The 17,722-nt window shown below is 60.0% G+C and carries 15 protein-coding genes; 12 read left to right on the forward strand and 3 right to left on the reverse strand.

The features are described from left to right. Window positions 1-2: 2 nt before the first annotated feature. Window positions 3-1,541, reverse strand: a complete 1,539-nt coding sequence (gene ubiB, locus VWZ81_RS11410) for a 2-polyprenylphenol 6-hydroxylase (RefSeq protein WP_340547228.1) — start codon at window positions 1,539-1,541, stop codon at window positions 3-5. 3 nt (window positions 1,542-1,544) lie between these two features. Beyond that, on the reverse strand, window positions 1,545-2,297 hold the full coding sequence (gene ubiE / locus VWZ81_RS11415) for a bifunctional demethylmenaquinone methyltransferase/2-methoxy-6-polyprenyl-1,4-benzoquinol methylase UbiE (protein ID WP_416542748.1): 753 nt from the start codon (window positions 2,295-2,297) through the stop codon (window positions 1,545-1,547). A gap of 105 nt (window positions 2,298-2,402) precedes the next feature. Between ubiE and mutM the strand changes: the two genes are divergently transcribed. From mutM to VWZ81_RS11450, 7 genes are all read left to right on the forward strand, one after another. After that, on the forward strand, window positions 2,403-3,254 hold the full coding sequence (gene mutM, locus VWZ81_RS11420; RefSeq protein ID WP_416542749.1) for a bifunctional DNA-formamidopyrimidine glycosylase/DNA-(apurinic or apyrimidinic site) lyase: 852 nt from the start codon (window positions 2,403-2,405) through the stop codon (window positions 3,252-3,254). Between the two features lie 64 nt (window positions 3,255-3,318). Continuing rightward, window positions 3,319-4,095, forward strand: coding sequence for an enoyl-CoA hydratase (locus VWZ81_RS11425; RefSeq protein ID WP_340547231.1), 777 nt, complete (start codon window positions 3,319-3,321; stop codon window positions 4,093-4,095). 281 nt (window positions 4,096-4,376) lie between these two features. Beyond that, window positions 4,377-4,640, forward strand: coding sequence for a 30S ribosomal protein S20 (rpsT, locus tag VWZ81_RS11430; protein WP_340547232.1), 264 nt, complete (start codon window positions 4,377-4,379; stop codon window positions 4,638-4,640). A gap of 592 nt (window positions 4,641-5,232) precedes the next feature. Beyond that, window positions 5,233-6,654 (forward strand): chromosomal replication initiator protein DnaA, encoded by a 1,422-nt coding sequence (gene dnaA, locus VWZ81_RS11435; protein WP_340547233.1) that lies wholly within the window; start codon window positions 5,233-5,235, stop codon window positions 6,652-6,654. A 309-nt stretch (window positions 6,655-6,963) separates the two neighbouring features. Next, entirely contained in the window at window positions 6,964-8,085 is a 1,122-nt protein-coding gene (gene dnaN, locus VWZ81_RS11440; RefSeq protein ID WP_340547234.1) for a DNA polymerase III subunit beta, read from the forward strand. 97 nt (window positions 8,086-8,182) lie between these two features. Further along, window positions 8,183-9,280 (forward strand): DNA replication/repair protein RecF, encoded by a 1,098-nt coding sequence (gene recF, locus VWZ81_RS11445; protein WP_416534284.1) that lies wholly within the window; start codon window positions 8,183-8,185, stop codon window positions 9,278-9,280. Further along, window positions 9,277-9,897, forward strand: coding sequence for a LysE family translocator (locus VWZ81_RS11450; protein ID WP_416542750.1), 621 nt, complete (start codon window positions 9,277-9,279; stop codon window positions 9,895-9,897). Before recF ends, VWZ81_RS11450 begins: the two co-directional genes overlap by 4 nt. A 20-nt stretch (window positions 9,898-9,917) precedes the next feature. Here VWZ81_RS11450 and VWZ81_RS11455 read toward each other — a convergent pair whose 3' ends face one another. After that, a complete protein-coding gene (locus tag VWZ81_RS11455) occupies window positions 9,918-10,511 on the reverse strand; it encodes a TetR/AcrR family transcriptional regulator (protein WP_340547237.1) in 594 nt (197 codons plus the stop codon). Window positions 10,512-10,612: 101 nt separating this feature from the next. On the opposite strand from VWZ81_RS11455, the gene VWZ81_RS11460 reads away from it, so the two are divergent. The 5 genes from VWZ81_RS11460 (at window position 10,613) to VWZ81_RS11480 (ending at window position 17,326) form a co-directional block, all read left to right on the forward strand. Further along, a complete protein-coding gene (locus VWZ81_RS11460) occupies window positions 10,613-11,206 on the forward strand; it encodes an NAD(P)H-dependent oxidoreductase (RefSeq protein ID WP_416542751.1) in 594 nt (197 codons plus the stop codon). Between the two features lie 85 nt (window positions 11,207-11,291). Continuing rightward, window positions 11,292-13,709: a DNA topoisomerase (ATP-hydrolyzing) subunit B gene (gyrB, locus tag VWZ81_RS11465; protein WP_340547239.1), complete on the forward strand. Its 2,418-nt coding sequence runs from the start codon at window positions 11,292-11,294 to the stop codon at window positions 13,707-13,709. A 779-nt stretch (window positions 13,710-14,488) separates the two neighbouring features. Beyond that, window positions 14,489-15,061: a hypothetical protein gene (locus VWZ81_RS11470; protein ID WP_416542752.1), complete on the forward strand. Its 573-nt coding sequence runs from the start codon at window positions 14,489-14,491 to the stop codon at window positions 15,059-15,061. Window positions 15,062-15,209: 148 nt separating this feature from the next. Beyond that, window positions 15,210-16,289 carry a transporter substrate-binding domain-containing protein gene (locus VWZ81_RS11475; RefSeq protein WP_340547241.1) on the forward strand — a complete coding sequence of 360 codons (1,080 nt, stop codon included), beginning with the start codon at window positions 15,210-15,212 and terminating at the stop codon, window positions 16,287-16,289. A gap of 11 nt (window positions 16,290-16,300) precedes the next feature. Next, a complete protein-coding gene (locus tag VWZ81_RS11480; RefSeq protein ID WP_416542754.1) occupies window positions 16,301-17,326 on the forward strand; it encodes a transporter substrate-binding domain-containing protein in 1,026 nt (341 codons plus the stop codon). Window positions 17,327-17,722: the final 396 nt, after the last annotated feature.

A 17,722-nucleotide genomic window follows, 5' to 3' on the forward strand; every position in this document is an offset into this window, starting at 1 on the left:
CCCTAGCCGAGCGCAGCCGTTGCAAAGGCAATGGCCAGTCCCAGCCCCAATCCGCAAAGACCGGGCACAACCCAGCCGGACGCCCCTTGGCGGCGTCGGCTTCGGTCGTCGTTTTCATGGGTCTGCGCGATCAGCGCCTGTTCGACCAGTGCGGGCAGGCGGGGGCCGAAGCGCGCCATCACCTTGGCGGTGCTCATCAGATCGCCGACCACCGCGCGCGGGCCGATGGATTTTTTGATGTAATCCTCAACCACGGGGCGCGCTGAATTCCAGATATTGATATGCGGATCCAGCGACCGCGCCACGCCTTCCACCACCACCATGGTGCGTTGCAGCAGAATCAGCTCGGTGCGGGTCTCCATGCCAAAACGTTCGGTCACCTCAAACAGGTAGTTGAGCAAGCGACCCATTGAGATATGGGTGGCATCCATGCCAAAAATCGGCTCGCCCACGGCGCGCAACGCACGGGCAAATTCATCGACATCGCGGTCGGCCGGTACGTAACCGGCCTCGAAATGCACCTCGGCCACCCGCTTGTAATCACGCTTGATGAAGCCAAAGAGGATCTCGGCGTAGACGCGGCGGGTGTATTCGTCGATGTGCCCCATGATGCCAAAATCATAGGCGATGATATCGCCATTGGCGGCGACCTTCAGGTTGCCCTGGTGCATGTCGGCATGGAAATAGCCGTCGCGCAACGCATGGCGTAGAAACAGCGAAAGCACGCGCTCCGCCAACACCCGGCGATCGTGGCCAGCGGCATCCAGCGCGGCATTGTCGCCAAGTGGGAGCCCATCGGCCCAGCCCAGTGTCATGACCCGGCGGGCCGAGTGATTCCACAGGATTTCCGGCAGCTGAAATCCGTCGTCATCCTTGGTATTGGCGGCAAATTCCGAGGCTGCCGCGCTTTCCAGTCGCAGGTCCAGCTCACCCTGCACCACGCCGTCGAAATGCTTGATCACATCCATCGGCTTGAGCCGCCGCGCGCCGGGCGCAAACAAATCGGCGATCCGTGCGGCAAAATAGAATGCGTCCACATCCTTGCGGAAGGCGCGTTCGATGCCGGGGCGCAGAACCTTCACCGCCACTTCGCGACCGCTCTCGACGAGCCTTGCGCGATGGACTTGCGCGATGGAGGCAGCCGCAATCGGTTCGCTGAATTCGGAATAGATATGCTCGACCGGCTGGCCCAACTCGTGTTCGACCTGTGCCATGGCTTCGGCTCGGGAAAACGGCGGCAGCTTGTCCTGTAGAACGCGCAGCTGTAGCGCCAGATCGTCACCGACCACATCGGGTCGGGTCGATAGCACCTGACCGAACTTAATGTAGGCAGGCCCCAGCGCGGTCAGCGCTCGGGTGGCGGGCGGCATCGAGGGATCGCCCTTGTAGCCGAGCCATTTGAACGGCCAGCCAAGGGTGCGGGCCAGAATACGCAGCGGTTTCGGCGCCTCGAAAGCATCAAGCACCACGTTCATGGCGCCAGTGCGCTCAAAAGTGGCGCCTGTGCGGATCAGGCGGATAATATTGTGGGGTCCACGCATGGATCAGATCTTCCAGCCGGAGTGCAGCGCAGCGATTCCCAACGACAGGTTGCGGTATTTGGCATTGGCAAAACCAGCCGCGCGCACCATCGACAGAAAGGTCTCCTGATCGGGGAAGTTGCGGATCGATTCGACCAGATACTGGTAGCTGTCATAATCGTTCGCGATCATCTGCCCCATGCGGGGAATCACGTTGAAGGAATAGAGGTCATAGGCCTTTTGCATGGCCGGGTTCGGCAGCTGGCTGAACTCCAGCACCATCAGGCGCCCTCCCGGCTTCAAGACACGGTAGGCTTCATTCAGGGCTTCCTGAGGGCGGGTGACGTTCCGAATGCCAAAGGAGATGGTGTAGACATCAAAGCTATTGTCCTTGAACGGCAGCGCCATGGCATCGCCGGTGACCCAATCCAGGCTATCGGCCATCTGCGCGGCTTCAGCGCGTTTGCGTCCCTCTTCCAGCATCGGGGCTGTCAGATCGAGCACCGTAGAGTGGCCATAGCCTGCGCGCTTCAGAAACCGGAAGGAAATGTCACCGGTCCCGCCGGCAACATCCAGCAGTCGCTGGCCAGGGCGCGGCGACAGCCAGTCCATCATCGCATCTTTCCAGATACGATGAACTCCCATGCTCATGACATCGTTCATAACGTCATATTTTGAGGCGACCGAGTTGAACACGCCCTGCACGCGCCCTGCCTTCTCCGACTCGGGCACGGTTTCGAACCCGAAATGGGTGGTATCTTCAGATCTCTGAGTCATGCGGCTTGCCGTTTGTTGTGTGTCGCCCCAGTTATAGGGCGCTGGAAGGGCGGTACAATGCGGCCCTTCGGCCCCATGTTGGTGCAATGTGTCAGGAGGGATGTAATGCCAGAATTGCCCGAGGTCGAGACGGTGCGCCGCGGATTGTCCCCCGCGATGGAGGGCGCGGTGATCGAAAAGGCCACTGTAAATCGCCCGGATCTGCGCTGGCCCTTCCCGGAGCGTATGGCGGAACGGCTGACAAGCCGCCGCGTCAATGCGCTTCGGCGGCGGTCAAAATACATCCTGGCCGACCTCGACAGTGGCGAGACATTGCTGGTGCATCTGGGCATGTCGGGCCGCATGACGGTATCTGGGGATCCCTTGGGACAGTTTGTTCATGATCATCCGCAGGCGCAGAAACATGATCATGTGGTTTTCGATATGGATAATGGGGCGCGCATCACCTTCAACGATCCGCGCCGGTTTGGCGCCATGGACCTGCTGGATACGGCCACGGCGGATGAGCACAAGCTGCTGGCAGTTCTGGGACCGGAACCGCTGGGCAATGCCTTTCACGAGGATCACCTGATTTCTGCCTTCAGGGGGCGCAATACGCCGGTGAAATCGGCGCTGCTGGATCAGGGAATCATCGCGGGTCTCGGCAATATCTATGTCTGCGAGGCGCTTTTCCGCGCGGGAATATCGCCGCGGCGCAAGGCCGGGCAGATCGCCGCGCAGCGGGTTGCCACCCTGGTCCCGATCATCAAGGAGGTCCTGGCAGACGCCATCAAAGCGGGCGGATCATCGCTCAAGGATTTCCGACAAGCTGATGGAGAACTTGGATATTTTCAGCACAGCTTTGATGTATACGGCCGCGAGGGAGAGCCCTGCCGACGCGCCGGATGTGACGGGAGCATTGCGCGGCTCGTCCAGTCCGGGCGATCATCCTTCTACTGCGGCAAATGCCAAAGATAGCTTGATCGCGAGGTGTCGCGTGATAATGACTCTTCCCTGAACGGAACAATCGAAAGCGAATACCATGGCCTATGAGACGATCAACGTCGAAGTGCAGGACCACGTTTGCCAAATTAAACTGAACCGGCCCGAAGCGTTGAACGCGCTCAACTCCGAGCTTTTGAGTGAACTTTGCACCGCCCTGGAAGAGGCCGATGCCAGCGACAAGGTGCGCTGCATTATCCTGACCGGATCGGAAAAGGCCTTTGCCGCCGGCGCCGATATCAAGGAGATGTCGGAACAGAGCTTTACCGAGGTTTTCTCGAACAATCTGTTTGCCGATGTGAACGACCGTATCAGCGCGATCCGCAAGCCGATCATCGCAGCTGTGGCCGGCTACGCACTGGGCGGCGGCTGTGAGCTGGCCATGCTCTGCGATTTCATCATTGCGGCAGATACTGCCAAATTCGGTCAGCCCGAGATCAATCTGGGCGTGATCGCCGGCATTGGTGGCACCCAGCGCCTGACTCGTTTTGTGGGCAAATCCAAATCCATGGATATGAACCTGACCGGTCGTTTCATGACCGCCGAGGAGGCAGAGCGCGCCGGGCTTGTCTCTCGCGTGGTGCCCGCCAAGAAACTGCTGGATGAGGCGACGGCCGCTGCCCACAAGATTGCGGAGAAATCCCTGCTGACGGCGATGGCCGTGAAAGAAGCGGTGAACCGCAGCTACGAGCTGCCGCTGAACGAAGGCCTGCTGTTCGAACGTCGTGTGTTCCACTCGATGTTTGCCACCGAAGATCAGAAAGAGGGCATGGCTGCCTTTCTTGAAAAACGCGAAGCCCAGTTCCGCGACAAGTAACCGACAGCATCGAATGAATGAAAACGGCAAGCCCTGGGCCTGCCGTTTTCTTGCTTAACCTTATGCAGAATGACTGCGCGTGTCCGTGCAGATGCGGATATTCCGACGGCCACTCACCAGCGCGGACGAGGTGGCTTGCATTCCGTCGGTTTTGACGCTACTACCCGCCGCCATACATGCGCGTGCAGCCCGCTTGGCTAGAATCACACCGGTGGATCGGATCCGGGTTCGGCTGGCATTGCGCCTATTGAAAACACGAAACCAAAGTTAGGTCCTACACCATGGCAAATTCGCCTCAGGCAAAAAAGCGCGCCCGTCAGAACGAGAAACGCTTTGCTGTCAACAAAGCCCGTCGTTCGCGCATCCGTACCTTCCTTCGCAAAGCTGAAGAAGCTATCGCATCCGGCGACAAAGAGGCAGCCGCCGCAGCCGTGCGCGCAGCTCAGCCCGAGCTGATGCGTGGCGTGACCAAAGGCGTCTACCACAAGAACACAGCAGCGCGGAAAATCTCCCGCCTGACAGCGCGCGTCAAAGCGCTGGGCTAATCGGGTCTTTCGTAGGCGCCTGCTGATTCCATCGCACCCGCGTTCAGCGGCCCCTCGACAAGCCGGAAAAAACACAAAGGCGTCGCGTTCAGCGGCGCCTTTTGCATTTTGGTCACAGCTGGTGCGGTGGTTGCGGGCGCAGGGGATTCTTTGTCCCCAATCCCTGAGTCAACATCATAGTTTCGTTGCTGCCACCCCTCCCGAATTGCTACCACTGTTACAGCGATTCACTCGCTGGGGGGACAGGCTGCTCGCGGTATCCTTGATGGGACTCAAGGAGGCTGATTGTGCTGGTACACAGGTATTTCGATACACCGTGCACCACGCTCCTGCTGTGTTTCTGGATCTATCCAGACGGCGGGCCTGTTCCAATTGTGTATGTATTTGGTTCGACCATTCGACCGCTGCAAAGCGACTTGCCGGTTGATTTAGACGCGATCCTGAACTTTGCCTTCTGCAAGGCAGTGCTGCCCAAACTATGGGTCAGTACACACATCCGTTGTGCGTGAACGTCGTCTGGGATTGGGCCAGGCTGGGGATGAAACAAGAGGCCAAATAAGGGCCGATGCTATTGGGACGCGTGAGGCGCAGAATGACGGAAGATAACTGGGGACGGTTGAGACAGCGTTTGTTGAAAACCGTGGGGCAAAACAACTTTACAACTTGGATCGAACCTCTGGAGTTTACCCGTGTTGATAATGGCGTTGCCATCTTCAACGTGCCGACGAACTTCATGGGCAACTACGTCAGCCAGAACTTTGCTGACCTGATTCTGCATGAGCTGAATATGTCGGGTGAACCGGTCCAGCGCCTGGCTTTCAAGGTTGCGGCCAATACGACGGCGCGACCGGCTGCCACTGCGACCAAGGGCGCTGCCGATGATCTGCCGCTGGACCTGGATGACGAGGCGCTGACCGAACTGCCGCGCGCCCGTGCTGCCACAGGTTACGCTGCCAAGGATCAGGGCGACACGCTGCAGGCTGCGCCTTTGGATCCGCGCTTTACCTTCGACAGCTTTGTCGTCGGCAAGCCGAACGAGCTGGCCCATGCCGCCGCTCGCCGCGTCGCCGATGGCGGTCCTGTTACGTTCAACCCGCTGGTGCTTTATGGTGGCGTTGGTCTGGGTAAAACGCACCTGATGCACGCGATTGCATGGGAGCTGACAGCGCGAAATCCAGAGTTGAATGTGCTCTATCTGTCGGCAGAACAGTTCATGTATCGTTTCGTGCAGGCCCTGCGCGAACGCAAGATGATGGACTTTAAACATCTGTTCCGCTCGGTGGACGTGCTGATGGTCGATGACGTCCAGTTCATCGCCGGCAAGGACAGCACGCAGGAAGAATTCTTTCACACGTTCAACGCGCTGGTTGACCAGAACAAGCAGATCATCATTTCCGCCGACCGCGCCCCGGGTGAGATCAAGGATCTTGAGGATCGTGTCCGGTCGCGTCTGCAATGTGGTCTGGTCGTTGACCTGCATCCGACCGACTACGAGCTGCGTCTGGGCATTCTGCAGTCAAAAGTGGCGCAGCAGATGCAGACCTATCCGGATCTGCGCATCGCCGACGGCGTGCTGGAGTTCTTGGCGCATCGTATCTCGACCAACGTGCGTGTTCTCGAAGGTGCGCTGACACGTCTCTTCGCCTTTGCCTCCCTCGTCGGTCGCGAGATCGACATGGAGCTCACCCAGGATTGTCTGGCCGATGTTCTGCGCGCCTCCGAGCGCAAAATCACGGTCGAAGAGATTCAGCGCAAGGTCTCCGAGTATTACAACATCCGCATGTCCGATATCATCGGCCCCAAGCGTCTGCGTTCCTATGCGCGCCCGCGTCAGGTAGCGATGTATCTGTGCAAGCAGCTGACCAGTCGCAGCCTGCCGGAAATCGGTCGGCGCTTTGGTGGTCGCGATCACACCACGGTCATGCACGGTGTGCGCCGCATCGAAGAGCTGAAGACAATCGACGGCCAGATCGCCGAAGATGTCGAAATGCTGCGCCGCTCTCTGGAGGCGTAAGACACTCCTGTTGTTCTGGCAGATCGCGCGTTGATCATCGCCCAAGGCGGTAAACCCAATAGTCCCGCAATGACCCCGGCCCGCCCGGGGTCTTTTGCCCTCCGGGTCAGGACAGCTGGGCGCGCGTGGCGGCGGGTGAAACCGGCAAACCATGCCAGAGCGCCACGTTTATCGGGGATAAATCGAGCCCGGGGTCATCCGCCCTTGACGCTGCGGGCAATCCCTTGGACAAATCCATAAAAAGCCTTGTGCCGAAGGGGTAAAGCGTTACGTTGCTTCTCCCGGCCAGACGTTAGAGGACTTAGGGACATGAAGATCAGCATCGAACGCGGCACCCTGTTGAAAGCTGTGGCTCAGGCCCAGTCTGTGGTTGAGCGTCGCAATACCATTCCGATCCTGGCAAATGTGCTGATTGAAGCGGAAGGGGACATCGTTCAGTTCCGTGCGACCGATCTGGATATCGAGGTGGTCGACAAGGCCCCGGCCCAGGTCGAGCGGGCAGGCGCCACCACCGTGGCCGCCACCACGCTGCATGAAATCGTGCGCAAACTACCGGATGGCGCTCTGGTCACACTCACAGCCGATGCCGCAAGCGGCCGTCTCACGGTTGAGGCAGGCCGATCAAATTTCTCGCTGGCGACGCTGCCGCGTGAAGATTTCCCGGTCATGGCTTCTTCGGAATATCATTCCAATTTCACGGCCAACGCCGCAGTGTTGCGTCGGCTGTTCGACAAGTCGAAATTCGCCATCTCCACCGAGGAAACCCGCTATTATCTGAACGGCGTCTATATGCATGTGGCGGATGGGGTCGAAGGCGGCAAGGCGCTGCGCTGTGTGGCTACCGATGGCCACCGCCTGGCGCGTATCGACGCCAATCTGCCGATGGGGGCAGAGGATATGCCCGGCGTGATCGTACCGCGCAAGACGGTGGGCGAGCTGCGCAAGCTGCTGGATGACGACGAAATGGATATCGCGGTTTCGGTGTCCGAGACCAAGGTCCGGTTTGCCACGCCCAGCATTACCCTGACATCAAAGGTGATCGACGGAACCTTCCCCGATTACACACGCGTCATTCCGGCAGGCAATACGCGCCGTCTGGAAGTGGACGCGGCGGAATTTGCCCGCGCTGTTGACCGGGTTGCCACGGTTTCCTCCGAGCGGTCGCGTGCGGTGAAGCTGCAACTGGATGAGGATCGGCTGATCCTGTCCGTCAACGCACCGGACAGCGGCGCTGCCGAGGAAGAACTGGCCGTGGCCTATCGCGATGAACGGCTGGAAATCGGGTTCAACGCCAAATACCTGCTGGAGATCGCCAATCAGGTTGATCGTGAAAATGCGGTGTTCATGTTCAACTCCTCCGGCGATCCGACCCTGATGCGCGAAGGCAGCGACGAAAGCGCCGTTTATGTCGTGATGCCGATGCGTGTTTGACGTGGCCGATGGCACGGCCTGCTTTCCTGGCGGCTGAGCCGCCCGCCGCAACGGGCGATTTGAGTATTTTTGGAAAGATGACATCGGATCCCGCCCCATGCTGGCGCTGACTGAGCTGACACTGTCGCACTTCCGCTCGCATCTGCGGGCGGATTTGCATTTGGACGGGCGCCCGGTTGCCATCCATGGTGCCAATGGTGCCGGTAAGACCAATATTCTTGAGGCTGTCTCGCTGTTTTCGCCGGGACGGGGCCTGCGGCGGGCCAGTGCCGCCGATATGGCGCGGCGGCCGGAGGAGCTGGGATGGAAGCTGAAAGGGCAGCTGACCGTTGCGCGCCGGAGCTACGAGGTCGAGACCTGGTCCGAGGGCGGGAAGGCGCGACAGGTCAAGATCGACAACAAATCTGCCAGCCAGATTGACCTCGGCCAGATCTGCCGGGTGGTCTGGCTGATTCCTGCGATGGACCGGTTGTGGATCGAGGCCGCCGAAGGGCGCCGCCGGTTTCTGGACCGGATCGTGCTCAGCTTTGATCCCGGCCACGCCGAGGCGACGCTGCTCTATGAAAAGGCGATGCGTGAACGCAACCGCCTGCTGAAGGAACAGATCCGCGACCCCGCCTGGTACCGGGTTCTGGAAACGCAGATGGCTGAGAGCGGGCACCGCATACATGCAGCGCGCACCGCGGCGGTCGATCGGCTACGTATGGCGCAACAGGCTGCAGAGACGGCTTTTCCTGCGGCGGAACTGGAGTTGATCCAGTCCGACGGCGGTTTGCCGGACAATGCGTCGGATCTGCGCGAGGCGTTTGAGGAAGGGCGGTTCCGTGATCTGGCAGCGGGGCGGACCTTGCTCGGACCTCATCGCACCGATCTGCTGGGCACCTATGAGGCGAAGGCGCTGCCCGCGCGCGAATGTTCGACGGGCGAGCAGAAGGCGTTGCTGGTATCGCTGATCCTCGCCAACGCACGCGCGCTCATTGCGGAAGGCGGCGCGCCTCCTATCCTGCTGCTGGATGAGGTTTCGGCGCATCTGGATGTGGGACGCCGCGCGGCGCTCTATCAGGAAATTGTCCTGCTCGGGGCGCAGGCCTGGATGACTGGCACCGGCCCTGAATTGTTTGAAGAATTTGAGGGGAAGGCGCAGATGCTTGCCGTAGAGGAGGGCGCCATGGGCTCCGAGGTGGTGGCGGGATGAGCATCTCTGTCTGGGATCTGATGCTTTATGCGGGTGGGCTATTCGTTCTGTTCCTGACGCCGGGTCCGGTTTGGCTGGCAGTGATTGCACGGGCCATGTCGGGCGGGTTCCAGGCGGTCTGGCCGCTGGCCCTGGGCGTGGCCTGCGGCGATATTCTGTGGCCGCTGGTTGCAGTGGCGGGCGTGTCGTGGATTGTGTCTGAGATTGCCGGGCTGATGGAGCTGCTGCGCTGGGTCGCAAGCGCGATGTTTCTGGTTATGGGGGGTATGTTGTTGCGACATGCAGATGCCCGGATCGAAAGCGACAGCGCCCTGACCCGTCCGGGGCTCTGGGCCGGATTTATCGCCGGCATCGCCGTCATTCTGGGCAACCCAAAGGCGATCCTGTTCTACATGGGTGTCCTGCCGGGGTTCTTTGACCTGCGCGCTGTGGCATGGCTCGATATCCTTGCCATTGTGGTGCTGTCGTTCCTGGTGCCATTGGTGGGGAATCTATGTGTGGCCGCTCTGGTGCACCGGGTGCGCTGGCACATCACATCCCCGCCGACGTTGCGCCGGATCAATATCGTGTCGGGCTGCCTGCTGATCGGTGTCGGCTGTCTTATTCCCTTTGTCTGATCAGTTCCGCCCTGCGTTGCTCACTGCTGCGGGGCCAGCCAGGGTGTGAGATACAGCAGCAGATCCTCGCGGAAGCTGCTGGGCGTATCATGCGCTGCACAGAATGACAGGGCGAGCACATGGTTGAGGAACGCCTGCATCCCCTCGGCCAGGACATTTGCGGGCTGATCCTGGCGCAGGGCGCCGCTGGCTTGCAGCTCTGCCACCCATCCCGACCACAAAGAGATCTGGCGGAAGAAACTCTGAGTGATCACCGCATCGGTTTCGGTGCCGGTGGTGCCTGAGTAGCGCAGCAGCAGATCGAAAATCACCCGATCCTGCGCCACGAACTGAACCACCGGCAACAGGCGATCAATCAGCGCGTCCAGAGTGTCGGGGGTAGGGAGGGCTTCGGTTTCGTCGAGCACGGCCATTATGCGCGGGCCGATCAATGCGGCGAGCAGACCGTTCTTGTCGCCGAAATGCGAAAACAGCGTGCCCTTTGCAACGCCGGCCTCAGCCACGACATCCTCGACCCTCAGCCCGCTGTAGCCAGCGGTGAGGATCTGCGCGTCGGCGACCTCCAACAGGCGGGCGCGGGTTTCCAATCGACGTTGCTGCGGAGGGCGGGACATGGCGACCTTTCATAGAATTTGACCGTGGTCATTTTATATATTGACCACGGTCAGTTTTTGAATAAATTGACCTTAGTCAGTTTTAAGATTCAGAGGTTCTCATGTCCACGCGAAAAATCATCATCCTCAATGGCCACCCGGCGCCCAGCTCACTGTCGCAATCGCTCTGCCAGGCCTATCAGGCCGCAGCTGAGGGAGAGGGGCACGCGGTCCGGTATCACGATTTGTCCGCGATGCGCTTCGACATGGACTATGGCCAGGCGGGGTATCAGAATGTGAAACCTCTGGAGCCGGATCTGGCAGCATTTCTGACCGATCTCGAATGGGCCGATCACGTTGTGATGGCGACCCCGATGTGGTGGGGGGCCGTTCCGGCAAAGCTGAAGGGCGTTTTTGACCGGGCGCTATTGCCGGGGCGGGCCTTTGACACGCGAAACGTCAACTTCATGGGCGTACCTGCACCGATGTTGACCGGCAAAACCGCGCGGGTGCTGCTCACTTCGGATACGCCCGCTCTATGGCTGCGGCTGATCTACGGCAATGCCATCAAGCGGATTATCAGCAGTCAGATCCTGGGGTTTGTGGGCATCAAGCCGACCCGGTTCTCTTCCTTTGCCCCGGCCACGGACGCCTCTGAAGGGACCGTAAATTCCTGGCTGCGCAAGGTTGCGTCCCTGGGCGCCAGAGCGGCTTGATTCAACCAAGAAAAAAAGGGGCTTGCGCGTGACATTCCCGGCCAGACTTCGTATAAAATCCTGAAGCAAAGACAGGAAGATGTGAATGTCCGGAAACGAGCAGGCCCCCGCAGAATATGGCGCGGATTCCATCAAGGTTCTCAAAGGGTTGGAGGCGGTTCGCAAACGTCCCGGCATGTATATCGGGGACACCGATGATGGCTCTGGGTTGCACCATATGGTGTATGAGGTCGTCGACAACGGCATCGATGAAGCCCTGGCCGGTCACGCGGACCGGGTGGTTGTGAAAATTCACGCCGATTCCAGTGTTTCGGTGCACGACAACGGGCGCGGTATCCCGGTCGATATTCATGCCGAGGAAGGCGTCTCAGCCGCTGAAGTCATCATGACGCAGCTACATGCCGGTGGTAAGTTTGACAGCAACTCCTACAAGGTGTCTGGCGGCTTGCACGGTGTGGGCGTGTCTGTGGTGAATGCGCTCTCCGATTGGCTGGAACTGCGTATCTGGCGTAACGGCAAGGAACATGTCGCCCGGTTTGAGCGGGGCGATACCGCGGAACATCTTAAGGTGGTCGGCGACTGCGGGGATCAGACCGGGACCGAGGTCCGTTTTCTGGCCTCGACAGATACCTTCTCCAACCTGGAATACTCCTTTGAAACGCTGGAAAAGCGCCTGCGCGAACTGGCCTTCCTGAACTCTGGTGTGCGGATCGTCCTGATTGACGAGCGTCCGGCCGAACGGCTGGAAGTGGAGCTGTTCTATGAGGGGGGCGTCAAGGAATTCGTCAAATATCTCGATCGGTCAAAATCCCCTGTCATGGAGGCGCCGATCTATATCACCGGTGACCGGGATGATATCGGGGTCGAGGTCGCCATGTGGTGGAACGACAGCTACCACGAAACCGTGCTGCCGTTTACCAACAACATTCCACAGCGCGATGGTGGGACCCATGTTGCGGGTTTCCGTGGCGCCTTGACCCGGACCATCAACAACTATGCGCAGTCGTCCGGCATCGCCAAGAAGGAAAAGGTCTCCTTTACCGGCGATGATGCCCGCGAAGGGCTGACCTGCGTCTTATCGGTCAAGGTGCCGGATCCGAAATTCTCCAGCCAGACCAAGGACAAGCTGGTCTCCTCAGAAGTGCGGCCCGTGGTTGAAAGCCTCGTCAATGAGAAGCTTGCCGAATGGTTCGAAGAAAACCCAAATCAGGCCAAGCAGATCGTCGGCAAGATCATCGAAGCCGCCCTCGCGCGGGAGGCTGCCCGAAAGGCCCGTGAACTGACCCGCCGCAAGACTGCGATGGATGTCAATTATCTGGCAGGCAAGCTCAAGGACTGCTCAGAGAAAGATCCCGCCAAAAGCGAAGTCTTCCTGGTCGAGGGTGACTCGGCCGGCGGTTCCGCCCAGACCGGCCGGGACCGGATGACACAGGCAATTCTGCCCCTCCGCGGCAAGATTCTGAACGTCGAACGCGCACGGTTTGACCGGATGCTGGGCAGTCAGGAAATCGGCAACCTCGTTATGGCGCTTGGTACCGGCATCGGGCGCGATGAATTCAACATCGAGAAACTGCGTTACCACAAGATCGTCATCATGACGGATGCTGACGTTGACGGCGCCCACATCCGCACGCTGCTGCTCACCTTCTTCTATCGTCAGATGCCCGAGCTGATCGAGGGCGGGTATCTCTATATCGCCCAACCGCCGCTCTATAAGGTGTCGCGCGGCAAATCCGAGGTCTATCTCAAGGATCAGGCTGCGCTGGATGAATATCTGATCAATCAGGGTGTCGACGGCGCGGTTCTGAAACTGGGCAGCGGCGAGGAGCTGGTGGGTCAGGATCTGGCCCGTGTGGTTGATGAGGCGCGCCAGCTGAAGCGCGTTCTGGATGCCTTCCCGACGCATTATCCGCGCCATATCCTTGAGCAGGCGGCAGTCGCCGGTGCCTTTGTACCCGGCGCCGTTGATGCCGATCTTCAGGGAGTCGCCGACAAGGTTGCGCAGCGTCTTGACCTGATTGCGCTGGAATATGAACGCGGCTGGCGTGGTCGTATCACTCAGGATAACGGTATTCGCCTGTCGCGTATCCTGCGCGGCGTCGAAGAGCTCAGGACACTGGACGGTCCGATGCTGCGCTCTGGTGAGGCACGGAAAACAGGGAGCTTTACCAACAGCCTGCAAGAGATCTACGGCTCAACTGCCACGCTTGTGCGGCGTGACCGCAGCCAGGCCATCCACGGCCCGCTCGGTCTGCTGAAGGCGATCCTCGATGAGGGTGAAAAAGGTCTGGCGCTACAGCGTTACAAAGGCTTGGGAGAAATGAACCCGGATCAGCTGTGGGAAACCACGCTGGATCCCGACGCGCGCACCCTGTTGCAGGTGCGGGTTGAGGATATGGTCGAAGCGGATGATCTCTTTACCAAGCTGATGGGCGACGTCGTGGAACCTCGCCGCGAATTTATCCAGAAAAACGCGCTCAGCGTGGAAAACCTGGATTTCTGATCGCATGTAGAGATCCGATAGCGCGGCGGGTTTACCCTCGACGCGCGTTCCATTCTTCGGACTTTGATGCCCCGCAGGTCACTGCGGGGCATCTTCCAGTCGACAGGCTGGATGCTCGGGCCGCGCGGTTCACGCTGACAGGAGTGCCCTTTGCGCCCTCAGGTCCACCCTGACCGAGGAGTCATTGTTGCGGATATTGAGTGCAAGCAGTTCGCACCTAGCCATTCAGGTTTGCTTTCGATAGGCGCAAGCCGCAGGGGCGTTCATCTTATGATTGCATATCTGAGAGGCTGCGATCATCGCAACACCTCCGCGCCGACGCCTTTCCTGCGGTCAGAGGTCTGCCTATCGCTCGGGGCAGCATGTAGCGGAAGCGATGCGCTTTACTCTCTATATGGGCGGGTTCATCGCAAGTTCTGTGGAAGTTTACCATTCTACCGCAGAATGTTGACGCAGAATCGCTCGAAGGTTAAGAATCGGTTAACAAAACGCGGCTGGACCGCGATTTTCGGAGCAGCCGGGGGTAGTTTGAGCCGATGTTGAGCTTAAAGAAAGACAGTGTAACAAGTTCCGAGGCCGCAGAGACCGGTGATCGGTCTGCCCGCACGGTCAGGATTGATGGTGTGATTACTTCTAGCAACAGTGCGCTTCGCTCGCCCCAGACGGGAAAAACCCGCAACACGGCAAATATTGCCGCAGTGTCCTCGGTCGCCACGGGTCAGGCCCCATCAGGCGGTGCTGCCAGCTCGACCGCCAAACCGGGCACGCACGGAAACCATGTGGCAAAGCCAAAGGTAAGAGGGCTTGGCACCGGGATGTCCCCGATTGCGAAACTTGGCGCCGCTGCGGCTGTTCTGGCGCTTTTTGCCGTTGGCCTCGCCGTGTTGCAGTTCGGATCTGATGACGTGACAGAGCCTGCGGCTGCCAAGCCGCGTGTCGCCCAGCTGCTGACTCCGCAGGCATTGGCTGGGCTTGATCCCACTGCGACATCTGCCGAACGTGCCGCCGCCGAAGAGCTGCTGACAGCAGCTGTTGAAACGGCTGCCCCCCTCAGCGCCGAGGATGCGTTGGTTGCGCAGATGACTGCCGGGACATTGGCGGCGCTGCGCCGTGGCAGCCAGACCGCCGCTGCCGCACAGCCGGCGGCCCCGGCTCCCGCCGCATCACAGGCGCACACGGCCCTTTATAGTATGGTACTGCGTGCCGTTGGGCAGGGCCAATCGCCCGCCTATATCGACCAGATGGTGAATGATGCCTATCGCAGCCAGTCGATCACGGTCCCCGCAGCTTTGATAGGGGCCGATGGGCGCGTTGACACGGCAACCATCCTGGCGCTGTTCGTCGGCCAGTAATACCGGCGCAAGGCGCCCGCGATTCCCGGTTTTCTGCATTGGCCGCAACGGATGCTTTGCAGAGATGCCTGCTTTCCACAAATCACGAGACAAAGAGGCGGCGCCCATCAGTGGCGCGGGACGCCCAGCTAAACCCAAGAGGGACAAGATGAGAAAACACCTGATCGCGGCGCTGTGTTGCGTCGCAGGCCTGCTGGCCAAACCCGTGGCGGCGGAAACCTGCGGCGGCACATATAAGGTGCGCCCCGGCGATAGCCTGTCGCTGATTGCCGACCGGCTTTACAAGGATGTGGGCATGTGGAGCGCAATCCATAGCCGCAATATCGACGCCATCGGCCCGCGCCCAGACGCGATCCGCGTCGGGATGGAATTGACCATGGCCTGCCTGAACGGGCTGCCCACCGGATTGCCCGGCGGCAAAGCGGTGGCGGATGCACAGCCCGTTGTCGCGGCGCCGGTCAGGGTGAAGCCCGGTACCGCCGCCGTGCGCAGCAAGATCAACCTGCTGACCGGCGACGACTATGCGCCTTTTACCTCCAAGACGGCACATAACGGCGGGTTGATCACCGAGGTGGTGAATGCAGCGATGACCGATGCGGCACCTGCGCAGGGGTTTGCGATCCACTGGGTGGATGACTGGGCGTCCCATTTCGACCCACTGCTGTCGAACGCGCTGCTGGACCTCGGCTTCCCCTGGTACCGCCCGGATTGCGATACCATGCCGGAGAGCTATCGCTGCGTGAACTTCCTGTTCTCGGACCCGATGTTCGAAACACTGATGCTGCTGTTCGTGGATAAGTCACGCCCCTTCACCTTTGAGAGTGACGCCGATATCGAGGGCAAGACCCTGTGCCGCCCGGCTGGTTATCTGACCTTCGATCTGGATGGCTATGGTCGCCGCTGGATGGAAGACAAGAAAATCACTCTGAAGCAGCCGCATAAGGTGGCCGACTGCTTCGAGATGGTCGCCCGGGGAGAGGCAGACGCCGTCGCGATCAACGAATTCACCGGGCGCAGCGTGATGAAGGAAAATGACCTGCTGGACCAGTTCGATGTGCTGCCGCTGCCCCTGTCCGTGCTGGGGATCCATGTGGTGGTTCACAAAACCCACCCGCAAGCTGACGATATGCTGTCGATGATCAACACAGGCCTGCGCAATATTCGCGGCAATGGTCAGTATCAGGCCATCATCGAAGACCACATGGCCAGGATCTGGGCCGGCTTCTGAGGGAGGGCGCAATGCTGAGACATCTTTCAACACTGGCGGTCGGATTGGTGATGGCCACAGGGCTTGCGCCCGGCGCGGCCCATGCCATCTGCAACGTCGATTACCGGGTTCAGCCCGGCGATACGCTCTTCTCGATTGCCGAAACCCACTATAATGACCGCAGCCGCTGGACGCTGATTTATTACAGCAACCAGCATGTGCTCGCAGGACCCAGCGTCATCCCGGGCAAGACCCTGCATATCCCTTGCGCGCAGCAGGCCTCAGAACCCGATGCCACACCTCTGCGTAAGGATGATGCCGAAATGAAACTTCTGACCGGTGGCGGTTTTGCGCCTTTCACCGATCAGGCGCTGCCCGGACAGGGCATGGTCACCGAACTGGTGAACGCTGCGCTGGAGCTGACCCCGGCACCGGTCTCCTATTCCATCACCTGGGAGCAGGACTGGTCAAAGCATCTGTTCCCGATGCTGGATGAAAAGCAGTTCGACATGGGTTTTCCCTGGCTGAAACCGGATTGTTCGGCGACGCCTGACGACAAGCGGTGTGTGAACTTTCATTTTTCGGAACCGCTGATGACCATTCCGATCATGGTCTTTGTGCGGGCGGATGCACCCTTTGCCTTCGACAGCGACGCCGACATGCTTGGCAAGAGGCTTTGCCGCCCTGAAGGCTACTACACTCATGATCTGGAACGCAGCGACCGCAAGTGGTTGAGCAGCGGTCAGGTCACTCTTGTGCAGGCGGCTGATCCTGGCGCCTGTTTCCGCAAACTGATGGCGCGCGAGGTGGATGCCGTCTCGCTGAACCTGTTCCTCGGGGCCAATACGCTGATTGCCGAAGGGCTGCGCGATCAGGTGATCCCGCTGGAGCGTCCACTGTCAGAAGAAGGGCTGCATGTGGTGATCTCGAAACGTCATTGGCGTGGCACCTCCCATCTGTACCGCATCAATGCGGGGCTGAAGGCGCTCAAGGCGGATGGCCGCTTCCAGGAAATCGTTTCACGTCATCTCGAGCTGTTCTGGGCTCAACTGCAATAATCGGCGGATGCTGTCGGCGGGTTATGCCTGCCGCCTCGCAGAGGCCTCCCGCCCGAATTGGAAAGAACTCCCAATTCCGTTGGGCCAAGCGCCGCGTCCCCTGCCGGGGGCGCGGCGTGCGCATATTGAGGGGACAGCATATCGCGCTGTCCGTGGTCCGCTCGACTGCAAGGACTGTGCCTTTCGACCCGGCTGCGTGGCTCACACATCTGGCACATATAGTAGACACATATGACGAACGGGCTGCGGCAGGCACCGATAGGCAGGGGGATGTCTATCCAGGTGGCTCGATATATCCGACCCTCATCTGCGCGGCGGACTTACCCCGCGCGGCCATGTACCGTCATCGAGCGGCGCATCACCCCTTCTTCTGGATTTTGCCTCGGGTCCTCCTGA

The organism is Phaeobacter sp. JH20_34, from assembly GCF_048056095.1.
Taxonomy (GTDB): Bacteria; Pseudomonadota; Alphaproteobacteria; order Rhodobacterales; family Rhodobacteraceae; genus Phaeobacter; species Phaeobacter bryozoorum.

Bases quoted from the DNA above. Each gene is read 5' to 3' on its own strand.
- gyrB (WP_340547239.1), top strand. From the start codon at position 11,292: ATGTCCGGAAACGAGCAGGCCCCCGCAGAATATGGCGCGGATTCCATC.
- VWZ81_RS11450 (WP_416542750.1), top strand. From the start codon at position 9,277: ATGAGCATCTCTGTCTGGGATCTGATGCTTTATGCGGGTGGGCTATTC.
- dnaA (WP_340547233.1), top strand. From the start codon at position 5,233: ATGACGGAAGATAACTGGGGACGGTTGAGACAGCGTTTGTTGAAAACC.
- VWZ81_RS11455 (WP_340547237.1), bottom strand. From the start codon at position 10,511: ATGTCCCGCCCTCCGCAGCAACGTCGATTGGAAACCCGCGCCCGCCTG.
- dnaN (WP_340547234.1), top strand. From the start codon at position 6,964: ATGAAGATCAGCATCGAACGCGGCACCCTGTTGAAAGCTGTGGCTCAG.
- VWZ81_RS11475 (WP_340547241.1), top strand. From the start codon at position 15,210: ATGAGAAAACACCTGATCGCGGCGCTGTGTTGCGTCGCAGGCCTGCTG.
- recF (WP_416534284.1), top strand. From the start codon at position 8,183: ATGCTGGCGCTGACTGAGCTGACACTGTCGCACTTCCGCTCGCATCTG.
- VWZ81_RS11480 (WP_416542754.1), top strand. From the start codon at position 16,301: ATGCTGAGACATCTTTCAACACTGGCGGTCGGATTGGTGATGGCCACA.
- ubiE (WP_416542748.1), bottom strand. From the start codon at position 2,297: ATGACTCAGAGATCTGAAGATACCACCCATTTCGGGTTCGAAACCGTG.
- mutM (WP_416542749.1), top strand. From the start codon at position 2,403: ATGCCAGAATTGCCCGAGGTCGAGACGGTGCGCCGCGGATTGTCCCCC.
- rpsT (WP_340547232.1), top strand. From the start codon at position 4,377: ATGGCAAATTCGCCTCAGGCAAAAAAGCGCGCCCGTCAGAACGAGAAA.
- VWZ81_RS11425 (WP_340547231.1), top strand. From the start codon at position 3,319: ATGGCCTATGAGACGATCAACGTCGAAGTGCAGGACCACGTTTGCCAA.
- VWZ81_RS11460 (WP_416542751.1), top strand. From the start codon at position 10,613: ATGTCCACGCGAAAAATCATCATCCTCAATGGCCACCCGGCGCCCAGC.
- ubiB (WP_340547228.1), bottom strand. From the start codon at position 1,541: ATGCGTGGACCCCACAATATTATCCGCCTGATCCGCACAGGCGCCACT.